Source organism: Pseudomonas sp. AC112 (assembly GCF_979253545.1).
The window spans coordinates 6,357,720-6,379,157 of record NZ_CEEDCM010000001.1 but is presented as its reverse complement, the minus strand read 5'-3'; the positions used below and the strand labels follow the sequence as shown (position 1 = coordinate 6,379,157).

Sequence of the window (21,438 nt, the reverse complement as noted above, 5' to 3'; positions counted from 1 at the left end):
CAGGATCCTACAAGATAGGTCGAAACTGCTCATTTGGCCTTGTTTAAAGTGACCGCATTCCTACGGGCGACACCGCTCCCTGTGGGAGTCGGGCTTGCCCGCGATGGCAATCTGACAGCCACCGCAAGCATTCGGACCCTATCCCTGCTGTTCCTGTTCCCGCTCATCGCGCAATTCGAGGGCCTTCTGCCCCTTGGTCTTCATCTCACTGACAATCACCGCCGCCACAATCAACGCCGCCCCCAGCATCGCAATCGGCGGAAAACGCTCCCCCGCGATCCGCCCCACCACGCCGGCCCACACCGGCTCGCCGGCATAGATCAACGTGGCGCGGGTGGGCGAAACACTTTGCTGCGCCCAGTTCATCGCCACTTGGATCACCGCACTGGTCAAGCCCAGGCCCACTGCACTGAATAGCAATAACCATGAAAACCCCGGCAGCGCCTCGCCCATCGGCACCACCATCAGGAACGACAACAACGACGCCGTGGCCAGTTGCACCACGGTCACCCGGCGCACATCCACCTGCCCGGCAAATGCGCTGATCAGGATGATCTCTGCCGCGATCGCGACCGCGCCGATCAACGTGGCGATTTCACCGGGGCTGAAATTCAACGAAGCGCCCGCCGGCCCCGTCAGCAGCATCAACCCGGTGAACGCCAGCATGATACCGATGCTCGGCATCAACCCCGGGCGCCGGCCCAGCACCAGCCACTGCAGCAATGGCACGAAGGGCACATAGAGCGCGGTGATAAACGCCGACTGGCTGCTCAGGATCGTCTGCAGGCCGATGGTCTGCAACCCGTAGCCAAACATGATCGCCACGCCGATAAACACCCCGGCCTTCAACTCGAACAGGGTCAGGTCGCGCAGGGTGCGCAAGGAAAAGAACCCCACCACGATGGCCGCCGCCGCAAACCGCAGGCCGACGAAAAACATCGGGCCACTGACGGTCATCGCATGCTGCACCAGCAAAAAGGTGCCGCCCCAGATCATGGTGATCACCACCAGGATGCATTCGGCTTTGCTGAAACGGTTGAAACGCGAAGGGGAGTTCGGGGTGGTCATGGCGGCTCGGTCTTGCAAGGGAAAGGCACGGACCGCACAATGCGCCGCACGCTGGGCAGTATACTGCGCACACCCACCCATTGAGCAATATAGTGCACAAAGAAAATTCACACCGGGCCTCGGTCCTGCAGCACGTCAGCCAGAATGTCCGGCGCCTGCGCCATGCCGCCGACCTGAGCCAGACCGCGCTCTCGGAAAAATCCGGGGTCAGCCGGCGCATGCTGGTGGCCATCGAGGCGGGCGAAAAGAACGTCAGCCTGTCCACCCTCGACCGTGTTGCCGAAGCGCTGGACGTGGCGTTCAGCGACCTGATCCAGGCCCCGGATGCGCCTGACCACAGCCGTATCAACGAACTGGCCTGGGCGGGTGAAATTCCTGGGAGCAAGGCGGTGCTGTTGGCCAAGGCCACGGCGCGGCGTGAGGTCGAGTTGTGGGAAATGCAACTGGAGCCGGGCGATCGCTACAGTCCCGATCCCGACCCGGATGGCTGGAGCGTGCAGCTATTTGTATTCGAAGGCTGCCTCACATTGCTGGTGGGCGAGGAAGAAAAGCACGTTGCCGCCGGTGAGTTTTATATGTTCGCCAGCCGACACGTCCATGGCTATCGCAATGATGGCGACGTGGCTGTGCGGTTTGTGCGCAACGTGGTGATCTAACTGTTCACCCGGCAACAGTGGATGGACACTTTGCTGGTTTGAACGACGCGCTACTGCGCTTAACTGCCCGCAACACGCTGATTTTATTGGCGATTAGATTCAGGCACGACTCCTGCAATCACTCCAGTATCCCCTCGGAGCCTGGAGTCGGCCCATGTCAGCCCACCCTCAACACCCTGCCCATGTCATCCGCTCGGACGCGGAAGCCATCGAGGTCGCCACGCGCCTGGCTGCACGTTTTGCCGTCGACGCCAGCGCGCGCGACCGTGAGCGTCGCCTGCCGGTGGCCGAACTCGACGAGTTTTCTGCCAGCGGCTTGTGGGGCATCACCATTCCCAAAGCGTACGGTGGCGCCGGAGTGTCCTATGTGACGGTCGCCGAGGTGATCAAATTGATCTCCGCCGCCGACCCGTCCCTGGGGCAGATCCCACAGAACCATCTGGGCGTGGTGGATATCCTGCTGCAAACGGCCACAGAGGCACAAAAGCAGCACTACTTCGGCAAAGTCCTCCAAGGCTACCGTTTCGGCAACGCGTTCTCCGAAGCCAAGAGCAAGAACGCCGGCACCTTCGACACGCAGATTCGCTTCCACGGCGACACCGTGCAAATCAACGGCGAGAAGTTCTACTGCACCGGCGCGCTGTTCGCCCATATTGTGCCTACGGTCGGCAATAACGAACACGGCCAGGCGTTTATCGCCTTCGTCGAACGCAATGCCCAAGGCTTGCAGGTGATCGACAGCTGGGACGGCTTTGGCCAGCGCACCACCGCCAGTGGCGGCGTGACCCTCGACGGCGTGACCGTGCCCGTGAGCGCGGTGATTCCAGCCCACTTGGCCTTCGACCAGCCCACGGCCAATGGCCCGATCTCGCAGATCATCCAGGCCGCCGTCGACACCGGCATCGCCCTCGGCGCGCTGGAGCAGGCGAAGCACTACGCGCGCCAAGCGCGACCCTGGATCGACAGCCAGCAGGATCACGGCTGGCAGGACCCGTTCACCATCGCCGCCATCGGCGACCTGGAGTGGCGCGTGCACGGCACCGAAGCCATTCTCGCCAAGGCCGGCCTGGCGGTGGACCGCGCCCTCGCTGAACCGAGTGAAGACAGCGTGGCCCATGCCTCGTTGGTGGTCGCCCAGGCCAAAGTGCTGTCCGCCGAAACCGCCTTGCTCGCCAGCAGCAAACTCTTCGAACTGGCCGGCACCCGCTCTGTCACCGGCAAGCACAACCTCGACCGCTTCTGGCGCAACGCACGCACCCACACCCTGCACGACCCGGCCCGCTGGAAATACCACCTGATCGGCAACTTCGTGCTCAACGGCGTGAAGCCCGCGCGCCACGCCTGGAACTAAGGAGCTTAACCATGACTGCACTGAGCCTTGCGCGCCAACTATTGGACAGCACCCGTCGGCATGTCGAGAAAAGCGATGACCCCTACGTGATCAGCCGCTTTGGCGACTTACAGATTCGCGTCGATGTCGCCGCTGCCCTGTTGGAACGCGCCGAAACCCATCCCAGCCCGGTGGCCGCCACCGAAGCGCAAATTGCCGCCGCCGAAGCCCTGATCGCCGCGAGCAACGCCGAATTCGAATTGACCGGCCAACGCACCGCACTGCCGTCGACCCTCGACGACCCCCTGCGCTGGAAATACCAGGTTGTCGGCAACTACCACCTCAACGGAGTGCTTTGATGTCCCGTGAAATCCGCTTGAATGCCTTCGACATGAATTGTGTCGGCCACCAATCGCCCGGCCTGTGGGCGCACCCGCGTGACCGTTCGTGGCAGTACAAGGACCTGGAATATTGGACCGACCTGGCGAAAATTCTCGAACGCGGCAAGTTCGACGGCCTGTTTATTGCTGACGTGCTCGGTATCTATGATGTGTACAACGGCAACGGCGACGCGGCGATTCGCCAGGCGGCGCAGGTGCCGGTCAATGACCCGCTGTCGCTGATTGCGCCGATGGCGCTGGTCACCGAGCATCTGGGTTTTGGCCTCACCGCTTCGTTGTCCTTTGAGCATCCGTACCCGTTCGCCCGCCGTCTCTCCACCCTCGACCACCTGACCAAGGGGCGCATCGGCTGGAACATTGTCACCTCCTACCTGGAAAGCGGCGCCAAGAATCTCGGGCAGAAAGCCCAGACCGAACACGACGCGCGCTACGACTACGCCGAAGAATACCTGGAGGTTTGCTACAAACTCTGGGAAGGCAGTTGGGAGGAGGGCGCCGTGCTACGTGACCGTGAGCGTCGGATTTTCAGCGACCCGAGCAAGATCCACGAAATCCGCCATGTCGGCAAACACTTCCAGGTGCCCGGCATTCACCTCTGCGAGCCGTCACCGCAGCGCACGCCGGTGCTCTACCAGGCCGGTGCGTCTAGCCGTGGCAAGCAGTTCGCCGCCGAACAGGCCGAGTGCGTATTCGTCGCCGCGCCCTCCAAGGTGCTGCTGAAAAAGACCGTCGCTGACATCCGCCGGCGTGCCGCCGAAGCCGGGCGGGATCCGAAGAAGATCCTGATCTTCAACTTGCAGACGGTGATCGTCGGTGAGACCGACGCCAGGGCCAAGGCCAAGTTTGACGAATACAAATCCTACGTCAGCTACGAAGGCGCGATGGCGCTGATCTCTGGCTGGACCGGCATCGACTTCAGCCAGTTCAAGCCCGATGAACCGCTCAAGCACGTGCACACCAACGCGATTCAATCGGCGGTGGAAGCCTTCTCCACGGCGGACCCGAACAAGGTCTGGACGCCAAACGAACTGGCTGACTGGGTCGGCATCGGCGGCTTTGGCCCGCTGTTTGTCGGCGGCCCGGAAACCGTGGCAGACCTGTTGCAGGAGTGGGTCGAAGAAACCGATGTCGACGGCTTCAACCTGGCCTATGCGCTGACCCACGAAACCTTCATCGACGCCGTGGACCTGCTGGTGCCGGAGTTGCAGAAGCGTGGCGTGTACAAGACTGAGTATGCCCAAGGCACGCTGCGCGAGAAGTTGTTTGGCGATGGCGCGCGGTTGGGCGCCAATCACCCCGGCGCCGGCTATCGCGACCTCAAGGCCAACTCAATCTAACCCTGTAGGAGCCGGCTTGCCGGCGATGGCGCCCTCAAGATCGCTATCGCCGGCAAGCCGGCTCCTACAGAGATTAGGGTTTTCAAATATCCCGGCCAGCGGACCACCGCACGCACACCACCCAATAGGAGCAAAACCCCCTATGAGCGTGCACGAACTCAAACGTCCGCTGGCCCTGGAATGGCCCGCCGAACTGCTCGGCAACCTGCCCAAGGCGCTGGAACAACTGCAGCACTGGGCGCAGATCACGCCGCTGCACATCGCCCTGCGCCACAAGCGCCAGGGGCAGTGGTACGCGTGGCGCTGGATCGATGCATTGCGTGACGTCGAGCGCCTGGCCGATGGCTTGCGCCAGCAAGGTTTCAGCGAGCACTCGCGGCTGGCCTTGAGCGGTGCGTTCGAGCCGAACCTGTTGTTGCTGGCGCTGGCGGCGCAATCCATCGGCGGGCAGGTCCTGACCCTGGCTGACGACCTGGAACCCGAGGCGCTCCAACAGCACCTGTGGCGCATTCGCCCCACCCATTCCTATGTGCAGAGCCGCCAGAACGTGCGGCATTGGCAGTCGGCCAATCTGATGGACTTCGCCCAATTGCTCGGTCCGTTGGCGCCCGCGCAACACCTCGCACGTTGGTGGCATCCCACGGCGGAGACCGTGCTGTGGAGCGAAGAGGGCACCCATTGGCAGGGTGGCCTGGCGGTGGTCCTGGAGCAGTGGCTGAACAGCGGCCATGGCCTGGCCTTCCCGGAAAGCCTGGCGTCGGCGCGACGTGACCGCAGTGAAGTCGCCCCCACCGGCCTGCTGCTGTCGCCCGCACGTCTGCAGCACTTGGCCGACGAGATCGAGAGCCGCCTGGCGCCCCACGGCACCTGGCGCCGTCGCCTCTGCGACTGGGCCATCGCCCATCCGCAAAGCGGCCTGCGTCGCCTGCTGAAAAACCGCGTGCGCAAACTCCTGGGTTTCCAGCGTCTGGCGTATATCTGGCAACCCGTCAAATCCACCCCTTCGCCGGCGTGGCTGGCGGAATTCAAGCGGGACATCGCATGAGCCAGGCCATTCTCCAAGTGCGGGATATTTCGCTGTCGTTCAAGGGCGTCAAGGCGATCAATGCCTTGTCCTTCGAGGTGGCGCGCGGCGAAATCTGCGCGCTGATCGGCCCCAATGGTGCGGGTAAAAGCTCGTTGCTCAACGTGCTCAATGGCGTGTATCGCTTCGATGCTGGCGAGATTGTCTTCGAAGACCAGCACTTCCACCGCATCGACCCCTTGGGTGCCGCGCGCCGGGGCATTGGCCGCACTTTCCAGAACAACGCGCTGTTCAAGAAGATGAGCGTGCTCGACAACCTTCTCACCGGCCTGTCGCGCCACATGCGCAGCAGCGTTATAGAGCAGGCCCTGGGCTTGCCCCGCGCACGCCGAGAAGCCGAGGCATTCCGGTTGCGGGCCCAGGGCATTCTTGAATTCCTGGAGCTGCAAGCCCATCGCGATGTGTTGGTGGGCAACCTGTCCTACGGCCTGCAAAAGCGCGTGGAACTCGGCCGGGCGTTGATCGCCGGGCCGAGCCTGTTGCTGCTGGACGAGCCCATGGCCGGCATGAACGCCGAGGAAAAACAGGAAATGGCGCGCTTCGTCGCTGATGTAAACCGCGACCTCGGCACCACCGTGGTGTTGATCGAACACGACATGGGCGTGGTGATGGGCCTGTCCGACCATGTGGTGGTGCTCGATTACGGGCGCAAGGTCGGCGATGGCACGCCAGCCGACGTGCAGGCCAACCCCGAGGTGATCGCGGCCTACCTGGGAGTTGTAAACCCATGACGTTCTTCTTCGAAACCCTGCTCGGCGGCCTGCTCGCCGGCACCATGTATTCGTTGGTCGCCATCGGCTTCGTGCTGATCTACAAGGCCAGTGGTGTGTTCAATTTCGCCCAGGGCTCGATGCTGCTGTTTGCGGCGCTGACCTTTGTCAGCCTGCATGACCAAGGCGTGCCGTTTGCCCCGGCGCTGCTGCTGACCGTGATCGTGATGATCGTCGGCGCCTTGCTTATCGAGCGGCTGGTGCTGCGGCCGCTGGTGAACCGTTCGCAGATCACCTTGTTCATGGCCACGTTGGGCCTGTCGTTCATTATCGAAGGCCTGGCCCAGGGCTTGATGGGCTCCCAGGTGCGCGCCCTCGACCTGGGCATCGACGACGTACCGTTGTTCGTTGGCCCGCTGATGCTCAGCCAGTTCGACCTGATCGCTGCCGCCGCTGCCGTGGTGCTGGTGACAGTGCTGGCGCTGCTGTTCAACAAAACTCGCATCGGCGTGTCGCTGCGTGCGGTGGCGGATGACACCACGGCGGCGCTGTCCATCGGCATCAACCTCAACCGCATCTGGCAGATCGTCTGGGCGGTGGCGGGCATCGTCGGGCTGGTGGCGGGCCTGCTGTGGGGCGCGCGCCAGGGCGTGCAATTCTCCTTGTCGCTGGTGGTGCTCAAGGCCTTGCCGGTGTTGATCATCGGCGGCTTTACCTCGATTGGCGGGGCGATAGTCGGCGGGCTGATCGTCGGCGCGGCGGAGAACCTCGCCGAGGTCTACATCGGCCCGTTGATTGGCGGCGGCATCACGCCGTGGTTCGCCTACGTATTGGCCCTGGCCTTCCTGTATATCCGTCCCGCCGGCCTGTTCGGCGAGCGCGCCATCGAGCGAGTCTGAAACCATGTCGATCCCCGTTGCTCAAGACACCGCGCCGTTGTTGCTGATTCAGCGGCGCATCCCCTGGGCCCTCAGCGGCCTGTTGGCGCTGGCCTTCATCGTGGTGCCGCTGTGGGGCAATGACTACTGGCTGAACGCGATCCTGATCCCGTTCCTGGTGCTGTCGCTGGCCGGGCTGGGCCTGAACCTGCTCACCGGCTACACCGGCCAGACCTCGGTGGGGGCGGCCGGCTTCATGGCCGTCGGCGCATTTGCCACCTACGGATTTTTACTGCGCCTGCCGGAGCTGGGGTTGCCGGTGGCGCTGCTCGGTGGTGGCATCATCAGCGCCTTGGTCGGCCTGCTGTTTGGCCTGCCGAGTTCGAGGATCAAGGGCTTCTACCTGATGGTCACCACCCTGGCCGCGCAGTTTTTCCTGGAGTGGCTGTTCGTCAAGTTCCCCTGGTTCTACAACTACGGCTCGTCCGGGACCATCTCTGCGCCGAAGCTGGCGCTGTTCGGTCATGACCTCAATACGCCGTTGGGCCGTTACCTGCTGACCCTGGTCACCGTGGTGCTGTTGACCTGGACCGCGATCAACCTGGTGCGCAGCCAGGTCGGCCGCAACTGGATGGCGATCCGTGACATGGACACCGCCGCCGCCGTAGTCGGCATCCCGGTGGTGCGCTACAAGCGCCTGGCGTTTGCGGTCAGCTCGTTTTACTTAGGTATTGCCGGCGCGCTATGGGCCTTTGCCTACCTGGGCACGGCCAGCGCCAGCAGCTTCGATATCAATCGCTCCTTCCAGATCCTGTTCATCATCATTATCGGCGGCATGGGCAGCATCGCCGGCAACTTTGTCGGCGCGGCCTTCATCAGCCTGCTGCCGATCTTCCTCAGCCATGCCGGCCAGGCACTGTTCGGCGGTTCGGTGGATGCGGGGCAGTTGCAGAACCTGCAGAAAATCATTTTTGGCGTGTTGATCATCGTGTTCCTGATCAAGGAACCCGAGGGTTTGATTCGCCTGTTGCACAACCTGCGTGACCGTGTGCGGCAGTGGCCGCTGCGTTTCTAACATTCCCTCAAGAGAATTCCCATGCGTGCATCCTTGAAACGTTCCATGATCGGCGCCGCGTTTACGCTGGCAACCCTGGCCGGTGCGGTCCCCCAGGCGATGGCTTCGCCGGACCAGCAATTCATTCCCCTGGCCACCTATCGCGTGGGCGCCTACGCCTCCAGCGGTGTGCAGGTGTGGGCCGGGATGATCGACTACCTGCGTTATATCAACGAGGTCGAAGGCGGCATCAATGGTGTGAAGCTGGTGTGGCAGGAGTGCGAAACCGAGTGGACGGCGGAGAAGGGCATCGAGTGCTACGAGCGCTTCAAGAATGGCCTGGATGGCGCCCCGGTCGCGGTCTACCAGCCCAACGGCGCGCCAGCGGCGTATGCGCTGAGCGAGCGCGCTGAAGTCGACAAGATCCCGCTGATCACCCTCGGCTACGGCCGCACCGAAGCCACCGACGGCACCGTATTCCCCTACAACTTCCCGGTGATGCTGACCTTCTACAGCGAGGCGTCGACGCTGGTGAACTACATCGCCCAGCGCGAAGGCGGCTTCGACAAACTCAAGGGCAAGAAGATCGCCACGGTCTACCACGACTCGGCCTATGGTCGCGAAACCCTCGGCCCGCTGAAGCTGCTGGCGCAAAAGTACGGCTTCGAAAACATCCAGATCCCGGTGGCCGACCCCGGCAACGAGCAATCCGCGCAATGGCGCCAGGTGCGTCAGGCCAACCCGGACTGGGTGTTCCTGCGCACCTGGGGCGTGTCCACACCGGTCGCGGTGAAGACCGCTGCGCGTTTCGGCTTCCCGGTGGACCACATCGTCGGTGATATCTGGGCCAGCTCCAGCGAAGACGTGTTGCCCGCCGGTGCGGCCGCCAAGGGCTACCTGGCCCTCACGCCCTACCCGGCCGGGGCTGATTTCGAGATCCACAAACGCCTCAAGCAGTACATCCTCGACAAGGGCCACAGTGACCTCAAGGACCTGAAGAACTTCGGCAGCGTCTACTACAACTCCGGCCTGGTGAACGCCGCCGTGGCGGTAGAAGCGATTCGCACCGGCCAGGCCAAGTTCGGCAAGCGCCCGCTCAATGGCGAAGAAGGCCGCTGGGGCCTGGAACACCTGAACATCGACGATGCGCGCTTGAAAGGCATGGGCTACCTGGGCCTGATGCAGAACCTCAAGCTCTCGTGCCGCGACCACGAAGGTGGCGGCTCGGCGCGGGTGCAACAGTGGGACGGCGCCAACTGGACGCTGATCAGCGACTGGATCGCCGCCGACCGCGCCCTGTTGCGCCCGCTGATCGATGAAAAGTCGGCAGCGTTCGCCAAGGAAAAAGGCCTGACGCCGCGTACCTGCACCGGGGATGAATAAACCATGAGCCAGCCCGCCGCTGAATCCGCCAGCCAGGCGCTGTTAAGCGTCAACGACATCGAAGTGATCTACGACGGCGCGATCCTCGCGGTGGCCGGTGTGTCGCTGAGCGTACCCAAGGGCGCGATCGTGGCCTTGCTCGGTGCCAATGGCGCTGGCAAGAGCACCACGCTCAAGGCCATCTCCGGGTTGGTGCGTGCCGAGCGGGCCGAGGTCAGCCGGGGCACGATCGAATACGCCGGCACCGACCTGGCCGGCGTCGACCCCAGCCAGCGCGTGCGCCAGGGCATGGTCCACGTGCTGGAAGGTCGCCATGTGTTCGGCCAACTGAGCGTGGAAGACAACCTGCGCAGCGGCGGTTTTGTCCGGCGCCTGAGCCGCAAGGAGATGGAGCACGACCTGGAACGCATCTACGCCTGGTTCCCACGGCTCAAGACCAAGCGCCACACCCGCGCCGGCCTCACCTCGGGCGGCGAGCAGCAGATGGTCGCCATTGGGCGGGCGTTGATGACCCGTCCTACTTTGGTACTGCTCGACGAGCCGTCCATGGGTTTGGCGCCTATGATCGTGCAGGAGATTTTCGCGATCATCGCGCAGCTCAACCGCGAGCAGCAGGTGAGCTTCCTGATCGCCGAGCAGAACATCAACGTTGCGCTGAACTATGCGTCCCACGGCTACGTATTGGATACTGGGCGCGTGGCCTTGAGTGGCAGCGCCGCTGAACTGTTGGCGCGGGGCGACTTGCATGACATTTATCTGGGCAAACAGTAAGGGCAACTCTGCATGACTGAATCCATCCGCAACGCTGATGTACTGATCATCGGCGGCGGCCTGAGCGGCACGATGCTGGCCGTGCAACTGCTGCGCCTGCCTGGCCAACGCCGGATCCTGGTGATCGAGCCGCGCGCGGAACTGGGGCGCGGCGAGGCCTACAGTGCTGTCGAACTGGGCCACACCCTGAACGGCAATGCGGCGCGCATGAGTGTCGACCCGGACAATGCCGACGACCTGACCCAATGGCTCACCGAGTACATTGGCGCCGGAGGCTGGCCGGAGTCGCGCCAGCAGCACGTGCCGATCAGCGAATTGTTCCCGCCGCGCGGGATATTTGGCTTGTACGCCCAGCAACGCTTGGCTGAGGCCAAGGCACAGTCTGCATCCAGCGTCGAGCACGTGCGCGGCGAAGTGGTGGACCTGCAAGCGGAGGAAGACTCGACGCTGCTGACCCTCGATAACGGCCATCAACTGCGCGGCGAGTTTGCGGTACTGGCCACCGGCATGTTCCCGGCGGCACGCACGCCACAGACCCAATCCAGTGGGCTGAACGCGGCGGCGGTGGACCCGTGGGATGTCAAGGCGATGATCGGGATTGACCCACAAGCGCCGGTGCTGATCATCGGGTCGGGGCTGACGATGGTCGACGCCGTGGTCTCCCTGGAACAGGCCGGGCATCGCGGACCCATCGAGGTTTTCTCGCGCCACGGCTTGCTGCCCCACGTGCGCCGGCAACCGCCGGGCTGGGTGGATTTTCTCGGTGAGGATCACCGTCTGCGCAGCCCTCGGCAATTGCTGCGCGAAGTGCGTCGACAATGCGCTATTGCGCAAACGCAAGGCATCGATTGGCAAGCGCCGCTGGACACCGTGCGCGCGCACATCGGCCGCCTGTGGAGCCAGGCTAGCGAGCGCGAGAAACGCCAGTTCGTGCGGCATGTGCGGCCGTGGTGGGAAAGCCATCACCACCGTTCGCCGCCGTTGAGCGCGCAATTAGTGGCACGCTTGCATGATGAGGGGCGATTACGGATTCGGGCAGCGTCCTTCAAGGGCTTGGAACCTTCGGCTGAAGGCGTGACCATTCGCTTGCGTCATCGCGGCGAGCAAGCCATCACCCAGGTCTCGGGCGCAGCGCTGATCAACTCCAGCGGTATCGAATACGACTGGCGCCGCGTGGCACGTGCGCTGCCGCAGCAATTGCTCAAGCGTGGGCTGATCCAGCCAGGGCCGCTGGCGTTGGGGATTGCGGCGGACGCATCGGGCGCGGTGCTGGACGCCGAGGGCAATATCAGCCGGCGCCTGTTCGCCATGGGTCCGCCGTTGCGCGGGATGTGGTGGGAAAGCACCGCAGTGACGGATGTAGCACTGCAAGCCAAGGCCCTGGCCGCACGACTCACCCTATAGGCGCCGGCTTGCCGGCGAAAAACGTAAAGGCGCCGCATACCTTCTGGCTTTCCGCGTCATCGTTGACGACCATCGCCGGCAAGCCAGCTCCTACAAAACCGCGTACCCACGATGCGAAGCGAGCCGCTTTTGATCTAGATCTTGATCCTGCTTTTGATCTCAGACGCCCCATCAAACACGCTGGCCGGAATTCGACAGGGATTTGGGGGGTAAACCGGCAGGGATGCCGGTTTAGCCGCCCCGCGCCATGGATGGCGCGGGGCGGCGGCCCCCCAAATTCCTGTCGGATTACGGGCACACCGAGCCTAGGCGAGGTGCCGAGTGTTGGGGCAAGAGCCTTTTGCTTACTTTTGGGCTTTTCAAAAGTGAGCCGCCGTAAGGGCGGAACCATTAGCAGCCGTTACCCAAATAACGGATATGAACCCGGTCAGATCCAACATCCAGGTCGGCTGCCAGGCCGCCTTCGCAGGCAAGCCAGCTCCCACATTTGGATCGCGGGGTAACAGTTGGAGAGTGGTCGGCTGTCAGGCCGTCATCGCCGGCAAGCCGGCTCCTACAGGGGATTGGTGTCCACGAAACCGGGCTTCAGGCCGAAGACCTCGACGCCTAGGGCGGTCGATTGCCCGGTCGTCACCTTCACCCGCTCCACCGGCTTATCCATCGCCTCGCGGTATTCGACCGTCTTATCCGCCCGAATCGCCTGGCTCGGAATCACAATCGCCTGCGCATTGTTGTACGTCACAATGGTCAACCGCGCGCTCATCCCCAGCCGTACCCGCTGCAACTGCTGCGGCGTGAGCCTGGGGATCGACAAGGTCACCGGAAACTGCGCGCTGCCCTGGCTGTCATTGGCAATCGCCAAGCCACTCACCACACTCACTGAACCGGTCAGCCGCTCGCCATCAAAGCCATCCCCCAGTACTTCCACGGCCTGGCCCTGGTGCAACTGGTTGATATCCAGCTCCGACACCTTGGCGACGATTTTCAGCCGTTCGATATTGGCCAGGCCGAACAGCACCTGACCCTGGCTGACCTTGCTGCCGGCCTGCACCGGGGTATTGTTGTTGCCGCCGCCCTGGGGGGAGGTGTTGCCGGGCGCCGGCACCACAATGCCGGAGAATGGCGCCTTCACGTCCTGGCCTTCGAGCAACCTGTGCAGGGCGTCGTATTTCACCGTGGCGTTGGTCAGCTCCATATCGGCGATCTGGCGGTATTCGCCCTTGCCCTGGTCGATGGCCTGCTGCAGTTCGCTGCGGGCGGAGGCAAGGTCGAGCTGTTGCTGCTGGGTCTGTTGCTTGAGGTCGTCCAGTTCATTGCGCGGGATGATGCCGCGCTTGAACAGGTTTTCGCTTTCGGTGAGTTTGCGCTGGGTGTTGCCGGCGGTCATTTCAGCCGTGCGCAGGCTGCGGCGGGCGCGGCTGACAGCGGGGCTGCTGTCCCAGTCCTGCATCTCTTGCACGGTGCGCCGGGCCTTGAGTTGGGCGGAGAGGGCGTCGCGCAGTTGCACCTCCAGGGTCGCCGGGTCCATGCGCAACAGCACCTGGCCGGCTTCGACGCGCTGGCCTTGCTCCACCAGGTTGGCGTGCACATTGCCGTCGAAGGGCGCAGTGAGGGTGATGGTGGTGTCGGGCTCGATCTTGCCCACCAGGCCGATCTGGTGCACCAGTGCGTCAGGCTTGACGGCCAGCCACTGATCGGTGGCGCTGACCGGGTCTGAAGCCGGGCTGCGCAGGGCCAGGCCTGCACCGCCCAGTAGCACGATCAACACAGCACCCAGCAGGCGTTTCTGATTAGTAGTCATTGAGGGCGATTTCCCAACTTTCCAGCGTCATGCCCAGGGTCAAGTCGAGCTGGGTCTGGGCGTTCAAATAAGCAATCAGCGCATTGAGTTGCGCGTTTTCGGCGTTGCGCAGGTCGGTCTCGTAGCTCAGCACCTGGAAGTTGGTGGAGCGCCCGGCACTGAGTTTTTCCCGCTCGATCTCGATCTTGCGTCGCGACAATTCCACCGCCCGCTGGGAGATTTCATACTGGCGCCAGCGGGTGCCGAGGTCGCGCACTACGTCGTTGACGCTGCGTTCCAGTTCCTGGCGCGCGTCGGTGATGCGAATCTCCTGGTCTTCCACATTCACCCGCGCGCGCACTTCGGCCTGGCGCGTGCTGATATCGCCAATGGGAATTTGCACCTGCACCCCAGCGTAGCTGTCCCAGGTGCGATTGTTGGAGCGGCCGGCATCGTTGTCGTAGGCGTCGCGTACCTGGTTGGCGCCGGCCACCAGGTCCACCTGCCAGCGGCCGGAGTCCTTGGCGATCACCAGGTTAAGGTCAGCCTGCTGGCTGCCGAGCAGGGCGGCGAGGTACTCCGGTTGCTGGGTCTGCGCGAGGTTGAAGGCCTGGCGCTTGTCGATCTGCATGGGCCTGGCCTCCAGGGCTTCGGTGGCGCGGATCGGCGTGGACAGGTCCAGGGCCAGTAGGCGCAGCAAGGCCAGGCGGCTGGTGTCCAGTTGGTTCTGCGCTTCTTCGACGCCCAGTTGCTGGGTGGCGATATCGGCTTCGGTCTGGACGATTTCGAATTCGGCCATGCGCCCGGCACTGATCAGCGCCTTGTTCACTTCCAACAAGGTGCCGGAGCGCTTGAGGGCATCCTGCACGATGCTCAGTTGCTCCTGGGCGCGCAGCAGTTCGCGGTAGGTGGCGATGATCTGGCTGATGGTCTGTGCCACGGTGGCCTTGAGGTTCAGGCGGTTGGCCTGCTCCGACAGCCGCGACAGGCGCAGCGGCGCGGTGGTGGCATCCCAGCCGGCACCGCGCAGCAGCGGTTGGATGATAGCCAGGTCCAGGCCGTCGCTGCGGTAGCGGCCGGCGCGGTCGGCGGTGTTCAGTTGCTGGGTCCAGGCCATGCTCAGGCGCGTGCCGTACTCGCCAAGCAGGCTGGTGGCCGGCGCCACGTTGGCATTGCGCGCGTTGTCGGCGGAGCCACGGGTACTGCGGTAGTAACTGTTGAGGGTGAGCTTGGGGTTGAACACATCTTCGGCCACGCGCAGGTCGAATTTCTGTGCCACCCGTTGCAGGTACGCGCTGCGGATCGCCGGGTTGTTGCGCAGGCCCAGGTACACTGCATCGCCGAGCGTCAGGGTGGTGACCTGGGCATTGAGCGAGACACTGCGGTCGTAGCCGCTGCGCGTGGTGCTCGGCGCCGACGGCTTGATCACCACATCGGCGGCCACGCCCGGCAGGCTGACCAGCGCAAGCCACAGCAGCCACCTATTCATCGCGCAGAGCCTCCACCGGCTGCAGCCGTGAGGCCGAGACCGCCGGGTAGATGCCGAAGAACAGCCCGACCAGCAACGTACTGCCCACCCCCAGCGGCAAGGCGGCGACGGCCAAGGCAAACTCCCAGCCCGACAGCCAGGCATACAGCCAGGCGGCGGTCATGCCCAGGACCGCGCCGCACAGTGCGCCAACGGCGGTGAGGGTCACGGCTTCGAGCAGGAACAGGTTGCGGATATCCCGCTGGCGCGCGCCCAGGGCCATGCGGATACCGATCTCGCGACGCCGCTCCGACACGTTCATCAGCATCACGTTCATCACCCCCACGCCGCCACCCACCAGGGAGATCGCGCCGAGGGCCAGCAGCAGATAGGCGAAGGTGCGGCTTTGCCGGGTCATGCCGTCGATCATTTGCTGGGGCACCTGGATGTCCGCATCGTGGTCGGGAAGCTGGGGGCTCAAGGCGGCGGCTGCGTCCCTGGCAAGGCGTTCCATGTCCTGGCCGGGCGTGGCGCGGATGATCACGTTGCCGATTTGCGGCGTGGCATAGATACGGCGCATGCCTTCGGCGGGGATGAACAGCGATTCGTTGGCCTGCACCGGCATCAGCATCGCTCGGGGCTGGTTGCGTAGGATGCCGACGATCAGGAACAGGTAGTCGTTGATGCGCACGCGGTCGCCCAGTTGCAGTGGGTCGCCTGGCGCTCCCAATGCCTGGGCCAGCTGATCGCCGATCACGCCGTAGGTTTCGTTGGCATCGAAGCTCGATAGGAAACGCCCCTGGTGCACCGCCAGGCGCATGGCGTCCTTGACGCCTGGCGTGCTGCCGACAAAGTTGGCGTTGACGGTCCGGCCATGAAACACGATAGGCCCGCTGAATAACGTGAGGGCGCCGATATGGGCAATGCCCGGCACGGTCTGGCGTACCGCGTCCAGGTCGAGGCGGGCGGGCAACGGGGTACTGCTGCCGCCTTTGGGTGGGAACTGGGCGATCAGGGTGTCGGTGCCCATGTCCTTGAAGATCATCGCGGCATCCACCGCCGCGTTATGGCCGATATTGATCAACGCCACCACCGACGAGCTGCCGATCACGATCCCCAGCAATGCCAGGACCGAGCGCTTGCCCAGGGTGCGCAGGCTGATGAACGCTTCATGCAGCAGTTGGCTGAGGCTCTGTTCAACCCGCAGGCGGCTGTTTACCTGCTGGGTCATAGGCAACCGGCCTCTTGCACCACACCGTTGCGCACCAGGATCTTGCGTTCCAGGCGCTCGGCAATGTGCGGGTCGTGGGTGACGATGATCAGCGTGACCTGTTGCTCGCGATTCAGCCCCAGCAGCAGGTCCATGATCTCCTGGGCCGTGGTGCTGTCGAGGTTGCCGGTGGGCTCATCGGCCAGGATCACCGAGGGCTTGCCCACCAATGCCCGCGCGATGGCCACGCGTTGGCGTTGGCCACCAGAGAGGTCGGCGGGGCGATGGTGGGCGCGGTCGGCCAGGCCGACTTGCTCAAGCATGCGCAAGGCCTGTTCCACGGATTCATGCCGCGATACGCCGCGATAGCTCAAGGGCAGGGCGACGTTATCCAGGGCGCTGAGGCGTGGCAGCAGGTTGAAACTCTGGAACACGAAGCCGATCTGCTGGTTGCGGATCGCCGCCAGCTGGTCGGGCGTGGCATTGAAAATATCGTGGCCGGCAAAGTGGTACTGGCCGCAGTTGGGCAGGTCGAGCAGGCCGAGGATATTGAGCAGGGTACTTTTGCCGGAGCCGGACGCGCCGAGGATGCCGCAGCTGTCGCCGCTGGCGATGGACAGGCAGACATCATTAAGAATGGACAGGTGTTGCCCGGCCAGCTGATAGCTTTTGCCGATGCCTTGCAGGGAAATCAAGCCTGGGTGCGCGGGGGTATCTGTCATCATGACTACGCCTTCAGTCTCGACGGTGCCGCGCTGCCCCGGAAAAGCCTTTTTACAATTTCGGGAACCGCCTGGTACGCATCACGGACTGGTTTTATTTCTTGTTTTTAAAATATTGTTTGAATACTAACCGTGTTCCAGCGGCTTCGCCAGCCATGGATATAGAGCGGTTTCATCCTTTGAAACGATTTCTGCGACGGGGCAGCAGGCCACTCACAGACCTTTCGACTAGCCTCAGGGAGCCCGGCTGCAAAGGCTTTCGATCATATGGCGGTGTGTCACTACTTGCTTTCGGACGAAGGCCCCGGTATAAAAAATCAAATTATTTTTTAAAACAATATTTCCCACGTGGAACTTCTATGGTCGCGAAGAAAGTCAGCGCTCCAAACATTACCAAGACTCGACTGCTGGATGCGACAGAGGCTCTCTTCATAAAGTACGGATACGACGCGGTTTTGTTGCGGCAGATTACCGAGCGTGCGCAGGTCAACCTGGCGGCGGTGAACTACCATTTCGGGGACAAGGATTCCCTGATGCAAACCCTGCTCAAGCAGCGCCTGGAGCCGCTCAACGAGCAGCGCCTGGAACTGTTGGCCCGCTGCGAGGCCGAGTCCGACGGCCCGTTGGACTGCGACACCTTGCTTGGCGTGCTGTTCGCCCCGGCCATGGGCCTGGAGCGCAGCGACCCGGCCAGCGCCAGTGGGGAAGGGCGCTCGTTTATCCGTTTCCTGGGGCGGGTGTACAGCGATACGTCGCCGTTTATCCAGGAATACCTCAAGGTGCATTACCAGCCGGTGTTCCAGCGCTTCTTCGAAGCTTTTGCCCTGGCCTTGCCGGACCTGCCGCGCAATGAACTGGGGGTGCGCCTGCAATTTGCCCTCAAGGCGATTTCCGGGGTGATGGCCGGCACTGAACTGCGCCTGCTGATGAACTCCATGAGCTTGGGCCGCCCGGCCACGGATGCGGAGGTGATGGCCAAGTTGATCACCCTGGTGTCGGCGGCGATTCGCGTGCCACAGCAAAGCCCGGAAGCCGAAAACGCGCTGGCGAGGGTGCTGGATACCCAGCGCGCCATTCGCGAGCAGGCGGCACCTGCCAGCAAAGCCGCCCGCTGATACCTGTAGGCGCCGGCTTGCCGACGCCTACTGCCACGGTGGGAGTGGCTGAGCGAAAATCAGGCAAAAAAAAGCCCGCTGGGGCGGCGGGCTTGATGTGCAACATTTGTAACGGATGAGGCTTCACCCTACGTCTCGGGATGTGAATAAAACGTGAAAAATATGTAAGAGAAAGTGTGAAAGTATTTTTCTTGGTAAAAACCCCAACGGCCCACCTTTCTAGATCTTCCAATGCCCGGCGCTTTTCGCCAGGCGCTGGCGCATCGCATCCACGTTTGCTGCCAGTTGCACCGTCAACAGCCGGTATCCGTCCAGCGCGCTGTACACCGGCGCATCCAGCGTAGGTTCGGTGCCGTTGATGTGACTGGGCCGTTCCAACCGCTCCGTCACACCCGACTTCAACGCCCGTGCCATTCCCACCAGTTGCACGCGAATCTGCCGATGCTCGGCCCTCAACATCACTTGCATTCGCGCCATCGCCTGCTCATCCCGTGGATCGGGGCGGGTATTGCCAAGAATCTCCAGGGTGCTGATACACATGCGCAGGTGGCGCTGGATCGCGTCCAACTCCGTCATCGAAATGCGTACTTCCTTGGACACCGACGGCATCAATGAGCGCAGTTGCAACATCGCCGCATTCAAGCGGTTGAGCAGTTTCAGGTGTTCGTCATCGGTGACTGACTGGCCATTGATGATCCGGCTGTAGATCGCCGCGCAGTCGCGCAAGGCGCTGGCCAGGTTGTAGCGCCAGGAGTAAACGGCATACAACGGCAGGGCGAAGGAAAACGCCAGGGCCAGGACGATGCCGATCAGGATGTCGACGGTGCGCCACAGGCCATCCGAGATCGGGTTGTCGCCGTGGCCGGCAACGATAAACACCGTGATCGCTGACAGCAGCGCAATGTAGCCGCCTTTGCCGATGGCGTGGTAGGAAAAGAACCCGCACACCGCCGACATCAACAGGTAGGTCAGGAACGGTTGGCCGAAGTAGGCCTGTTGCACCACCAGCAGCAAACCGACGCTGGCGCCGATCAAGGTACCGTAGGCGCGCTCCACGGCTTTCTTGCCAATATTGCCGTGGTGTTGCAACCCGCCGATCACGATCAACATGGTCACCGATGCCCACTCACCGTGGGGCAGGTTGATGCCGGTGGTCAGCAGGATCGTCGCCAGCAAGCCGATGGACACGCGCACGGCGTGAATCAGCTTGGCGTGGCGATAGCGGCGGTAGGGGTCGAGCAAGGGGCGTAGCAGGCGCCGGGCAAACAGAGGTAGGTGCAGATTCATCGGTATTAAAGTGGCCTCGATTGTATGAATGTGCGCGATCAAATGTGGGAGCAGGCTTGCTCGCGAATGCGGTGGGTCAGCCAATACATCCGCTGCTGGTACACCGCATTCGCGAGCAAGCCCGCTCCCACAATGTGTTTGGCGCCGTTCTTAGAAAATGTAGTCGGTCGTCAGGAAGCTCGAGTCACGGTTGCGCAGGATGTCGCTGACCAGCGCCTTGTTGCTTTCCTGGAACTTGGTCGCCACCAGCGTGCGGATCGAGAACACGCGCAACGCGTCATGTACCGACAGCGTGCCCTCGGCCGAGTTCTTGCGCCCGTTGAACGGGAAAGTGTCCGGGCCGCGCTGACACTGGGCATTGAGGTTGATGCGCCCGACCTGGTTGGCGAAGGCGTCCACCAGGCGCCCGACTTCCACGGCGTTGGTGCCGAAGAGGCTCAGTTGCTGGCCGAAATCCGAGTCCAGCACGTACTCGATGACCGTCTCCAGGTCACGGTAGGGCACGATTGGCACCACCGGGCCGAACTGTTCCTCGTGGTACACGCGCATCTGCGGGTTCACCGGGTACAGCACCGCCGGGTAGAAGAACGACCCGCGGCTTTCACCACCGTGCTCATTCACCACCTTGGCGCCGTGTTGCGCGGCATCGGCGACCAGGCTGTTGAGGTAATCGACCTTGCCCACTTCGGGCAATGGCGTCAGCGCCACACCGTCTTCCCACGGCATGCCGGGTTTGAGCGTGGCCACCTTCTTATTGAATTTGTCGATAAAGCTGTCGACGACGTCTTCATGCACAAACAGGATTTTCAACGCGGTGCAACGCTGGCCGTTGAACGACAACGCGCCGGTGACTGCTTCACTGACTGCGTTGTCGAGGTCCACCTCCGGCAGCACAATGCCGGGGTTTTTCGCATCCAGGCCCAGCGCCGCACGCAGGCGGTGTGGTTTCGGGTGCAGCTTTTTCAAATCGCTGGCGGCCTTGTTGGTGCCGATAAACGCAAAGATATCGATCTTGCCGCTGGCCATCAGCGCGCTGACGGTTTCGCGGCCGCTGCCGTAGATCACGTTGATCACCCCGGCCGGGAAGCTGTCGCGGAAGGCTTCCAGCAACGGGCGAATCAACAGCACGCCGAGCTTGGCCGGCTTGAACACCACGGTGTTGCCCATGATCAGCGCCGGGATCAGCGTGGTGAAAGTTTCGTTCAGCGGGTAGTTGTAGGGGCCCATGCACAATGCCACGCCCAGCGGTACGCGGCGGATCTGGCCGAGGGTGTCCTGCTCCAGTTCGAAGCGGCTGGAGCGGCGGTCCAGCTCTTTGAGGGCATTGATGGTGTCGGTGATGTAGTCGCAGGTGCGGTCGAATTCTTTCTGCGAATCCTTGAGGTTCTTGCCGATCTCCCACATCAGCAACTTGACCACCGCATCGCGTTGCTCACGCATGCGCCGCAGGAACGCTTCAACATGTTGGATGCGGTCGGCCACGCGCAGGGTCGGCCATTCACCCTGGCCACGGTCATAGGCGCGCACGGCGGCGTCGAGGGCGGTGAGGGCGGTGTCGGCATCCAGCAGCGGTGTGCTGCCGATATGCACGCGCTCGTCGCCCAGTTGCACCGGGCTTTGCACTTTGGCCAAAGGGCCATTCCATACCCGCAACTGGCCGTCGACCAGGTAATCACGCTGTTCAATGGGCGCGCCGAGCTGGAACTGTTCGGGAATCGCGGCGGCGGAGGCGGGAAACAGCTGGGCGAGCAGGTTGCTGGTGGTCATGTCGCTACCCCTG

At 63.0% G+C, this 21,438-nt stretch carries 19 protein-coding genes; 12 read left to right on the top strand and 7 right to left on the bottom strand.

The window, feature by feature from the left end; translation table 11 throughout:
- Positions 1–138 precede the first annotated feature (138 nt).
- On the bottom strand, positions 139–1,068 hold the full coding sequence (locus tag AC0IYN_RS29315; RefSeq protein WP_099492835.1) for a DMT family transporter: 930 nt from the start codon (positions 1,066–1,068) through the stop codon (positions 139–141).
- 92 nt (positions 1,069–1,160) lie between these two features.
- Between AC0IYN_RS29315 and AC0IYN_RS29310 the strand changes: the two genes are divergently transcribed.
- The 11 genes from AC0IYN_RS29310 to AC0IYN_RS29260 all read left to right on the top strand — a co-directional run bounded on the left by AC0IYN_RS29310 (position 1,161) and on the right by AC0IYN_RS29260 (position 12,076).
- Entirely contained in the window at positions 1,161–1,724 is a 564-nt protein-coding gene (locus AC0IYN_RS29310; protein WP_406599840.1) for a helix-turn-helix domain-containing protein, read from the top strand.
- Between the two features lie 154 nt (positions 1,725–1,878).
- On the top strand, positions 1,879–3,075 hold the full coding sequence (locus tag AC0IYN_RS29305; RefSeq protein WP_471844528.1) for an SfnB family sulfur acquisition oxidoreductase: 1,197 nt from the start codon (positions 1,879–1,881) through the stop codon (positions 3,073–3,075).
- 11 nt (positions 3,076–3,086) lie between these two features.
- The gene (locus tag AC0IYN_RS29300; RefSeq protein ID WP_078049214.1) at positions 3,087–3,413 is read left to right on the top strand and encodes an acyl-CoA dehydrogenase; all 327 of its coding nucleotides are present in this window, start codon (positions 3,087–3,089) and stop codon (positions 3,411–3,413) included.
- Positions 3,413–4,792: an LLM class flavin-dependent oxidoreductase gene (locus AC0IYN_RS29295; protein ID WP_457240363.1), complete on the top strand. Its 1,380-nt coding sequence runs from the start codon at positions 3,413–3,415 to the stop codon at positions 4,790–4,792. The genes AC0IYN_RS29300 and AC0IYN_RS29295 overlap by 1 nt, the downstream gene beginning before the upstream one ends.
- Before the next feature lie 142 nt (positions 4,793–4,934).
- Positions 4,935–5,837 (top strand): AMP-binding protein, encoded by a 903-nt coding sequence (locus tag AC0IYN_RS29290; protein WP_471844525.1) that lies wholly within the window; start codon positions 4,935–4,937, stop codon positions 5,835–5,837.
- The gene (locus AC0IYN_RS29285) at positions 5,834–6,607 is read left to right on the top strand and encodes an ABC transporter ATP-binding protein (protein WP_406599843.1); all 774 of its coding nucleotides are present in this window, start codon (positions 5,834–5,836) and stop codon (positions 6,605–6,607) included. Before AC0IYN_RS29290 ends, AC0IYN_RS29285 begins: the two co-directional genes overlap by 4 nt.
- Positions 6,604–7,485, top strand: a complete 882-nt coding sequence (locus AC0IYN_RS29280; RefSeq protein ID WP_471844523.1) for a branched-chain amino acid ABC transporter permease — start codon at positions 6,604–6,606, stop codon at positions 7,483–7,485. The genes AC0IYN_RS29285 and AC0IYN_RS29280 overlap by 4 nt, the downstream gene beginning before the upstream one ends.
- A gap of 4 nt (positions 7,486–7,489) precedes the next feature.
- A complete protein-coding gene (locus AC0IYN_RS29275; protein WP_099492826.1) occupies positions 7,490–8,539 on the top strand; it encodes a branched-chain amino acid ABC transporter permease in 1,050 nt (349 codons plus the stop codon).
- A gap of 21 nt (positions 8,540–8,560) precedes the next feature.
- Complete coding sequence (locus AC0IYN_RS29270; protein ID WP_471844521.1) at positions 8,561–9,901, top strand: ABC transporter substrate-binding protein; 1,341 nt, start codon at positions 8,561–8,563, stop codon at positions 9,899–9,901.
- 3 nt (positions 9,902–9,904) lie between these two features.
- Positions 9,905–10,672 carry an ABC transporter ATP-binding protein gene (locus tag AC0IYN_RS29265; RefSeq protein ID WP_471844519.1) on the top strand — a complete coding sequence of 256 codons (768 nt, stop codon included), beginning with the start codon at positions 9,905–9,907 and terminating at the stop codon, positions 10,670–10,672.
- Between the two features lie 12 nt (positions 10,673–10,684).
- Positions 10,685–12,076 carry an FAD/NAD(P)-binding protein gene (locus AC0IYN_RS29260; RefSeq protein WP_471844517.1) on the top strand — a complete coding sequence of 464 codons (1,392 nt, stop codon included), beginning with the start codon at positions 10,685–10,687 and terminating at the stop codon, positions 12,074–12,076.
- A gap of 553 nt (positions 12,077–12,629) precedes the next feature.
- On the opposite strand, the gene AC0IYN_RS29255 is transcribed toward AC0IYN_RS29260, so the two are convergent.
- From AC0IYN_RS29255 to AC0IYN_RS29240, 4 genes are read right to left on the bottom strand one after another with little or no spacing between them, the layout of a single operon-like run.
- Positions 12,630–13,877 (bottom strand): efflux RND transporter periplasmic adaptor subunit, encoded by a 1,248-nt coding sequence (locus tag AC0IYN_RS29255; protein WP_471844515.1) that lies wholly within the window; start codon positions 13,875–13,877, stop codon positions 12,630–12,632.
- The gene (locus tag AC0IYN_RS29250) at positions 13,867–15,345 is read right to left on the bottom strand and encodes a TolC family protein (protein WP_406599153.1); all 1,479 of its coding nucleotides are present in this window, start codon (positions 15,343–15,345) and stop codon (positions 13,867–13,869) included. The genes AC0IYN_RS29255 and AC0IYN_RS29250 overlap by 11 nt, the downstream gene beginning before the upstream one ends.
- Positions 15,338–16,555, bottom strand: a complete 1,218-nt coding sequence (locus AC0IYN_RS29245) for an ABC transporter permease (protein WP_471844513.1) — start codon at positions 16,553–16,555, stop codon at positions 15,338–15,340. Before AC0IYN_RS29245 ends, AC0IYN_RS29250 begins: the two co-directional genes overlap by 8 nt.
- On the bottom strand, positions 16,552–17,259 hold the full coding sequence (locus AC0IYN_RS29240) for an ABC transporter ATP-binding protein (protein ID WP_078047835.1): 708 nt from the start codon (positions 17,257–17,259) through the stop codon (positions 16,552–16,554). The genes AC0IYN_RS29245 and AC0IYN_RS29240 overlap by 4 nt, the downstream gene beginning before the upstream one ends.
- A 356-nt stretch (positions 17,260–17,615) precedes the next feature.
- On the opposite strand from AC0IYN_RS29240, the gene AC0IYN_RS29235 reads away from it, so the two are divergent.
- On the top strand, positions 17,616–18,371 hold the full coding sequence (locus tag AC0IYN_RS29235) for a TetR/AcrR family transcriptional regulator (RefSeq protein ID WP_078047836.1): 756 nt from the start codon (positions 17,616–17,618) through the stop codon (positions 18,369–18,371).
- A 219-nt stretch (positions 18,372–18,590) separates the two neighbouring features.
- Here the strand turns inward: AC0IYN_RS29235 and AC0IYN_RS29230 are convergent, their stop codons facing one another.
- Together AC0IYN_RS29230 and AC0IYN_RS29225 are read right to left on the bottom strand one after the other, a co-directional pair.
- Complete coding sequence (locus tag AC0IYN_RS29230; protein WP_078050896.1) at positions 18,591–19,652, bottom strand: FUSC family protein; 1,062 nt, start codon at positions 19,650–19,652, stop codon at positions 18,591–18,593.
- A 156-nt stretch (positions 19,653–19,808) separates the two neighbouring features.
- On the bottom strand, positions 19,809–21,425 hold the full coding sequence (locus tag AC0IYN_RS29225; RefSeq protein ID WP_406599156.1) for an NADP-dependent glyceraldehyde-3-phosphate dehydrogenase: 1,617 nt from the start codon (positions 21,423–21,425) through the stop codon (positions 19,809–19,811).
- Between the last annotated feature and the right edge of the window lie 13 nt (positions 21,426–21,438).

Bases quoted from the DNA above. Each gene is read 5' to 3' on its own strand.
- AC0IYN_RS29315 (WP_099492835.1), bottom strand. From the start codon at position 1,068: ATGACCACCCCGAACTCCCCTTCGCGTTTCAACCGTTTCAGCAAAGCC.
- AC0IYN_RS29305 (WP_471844528.1), top strand. From the start codon at position 1,879: ATGTCAGCCCACCCTCAACACCCTGCCCATGTCATCCGCTCGGACGCG.
- AC0IYN_RS29300 (WP_078049214.1), top strand. From the start codon at position 3,087: ATGACTGCACTGAGCCTTGCGCGCCAACTATTGGACAGCACCCGTCGG.
- AC0IYN_RS29295 (WP_457240363.1), top strand. From the start codon at position 3,413: ATGTCCCGTGAAATCCGCTTGAATGCCTTCGACATGAATTGTGTCGGC.
- AC0IYN_RS29290 (WP_471844525.1), top strand. From the start codon at position 4,935: ATGAGCGTGCACGAACTCAAACGTCCGCTGGCCCTGGAATGGCCCGCC.
- AC0IYN_RS29285 (WP_406599843.1), top strand. From the start codon at position 5,834: ATGAGCCAGGCCATTCTCCAAGTGCGGGATATTTCGCTGTCGTTCAAG.
- AC0IYN_RS29280 (WP_471844523.1), top strand. From the start codon at position 6,604: ATGACGTTCTTCTTCGAAACCCTGCTCGGCGGCCTGCTCGCCGGCACC.
- AC0IYN_RS29275 (WP_099492826.1), top strand. From the start codon at position 7,490: ATGTCGATCCCCGTTGCTCAAGACACCGCGCCGTTGTTGCTGATTCAG.
- AC0IYN_RS29270 (WP_471844521.1), top strand. From the start codon at position 8,561: ATGCGTGCATCCTTGAAACGTTCCATGATCGGCGCCGCGTTTACGCTG.
- AC0IYN_RS29265 (WP_471844519.1), top strand. From the start codon at position 9,905: ATGAGCCAGCCCGCCGCTGAATCCGCCAGCCAGGCGCTGTTAAGCGTC.
- AC0IYN_RS29260 (WP_471844517.1), top strand. From the start codon at position 10,685: ATGACTGAATCCATCCGCAACGCTGATGTACTGATCATCGGCGGCGGC.
- AC0IYN_RS29255 (WP_471844515.1), bottom strand. From the start codon at position 13,877: ATGACTACTAATCAGAAACGCCTGCTGGGTGCTGTGTTGATCGTGCTA.
- AC0IYN_RS29250 (WP_406599153.1), bottom strand. From the start codon at position 15,345: ATGAATAGGTGGCTGCTGTGGCTTGCGCTGGTCAGCCTGCCGGGCGTG.
- AC0IYN_RS29245 (WP_471844513.1), bottom strand. From the start codon at position 16,555: ATGACCCAGCAGGTAAACAGCCGCCTGCGGGTTGAACAGAGCCTCAGC.
- AC0IYN_RS29240 (WP_078047835.1), bottom strand. From the start codon at position 17,259: ATGATGACAGATACCCCCGCGCACCCAGGCTTGATTTCCCTGCAAGGC.
- AC0IYN_RS29235 (WP_078047836.1), top strand. From the start codon at position 17,616: ATGGTCGCGAAGAAAGTCAGCGCTCCAAACATTACCAAGACTCGACTG.
- AC0IYN_RS29225 (WP_406599156.1), bottom strand. From the start codon at position 21,425: ATGACCACCAGCAACCTGCTCGCCCAGCTGTTTCCCGCCTCCGCCGCC.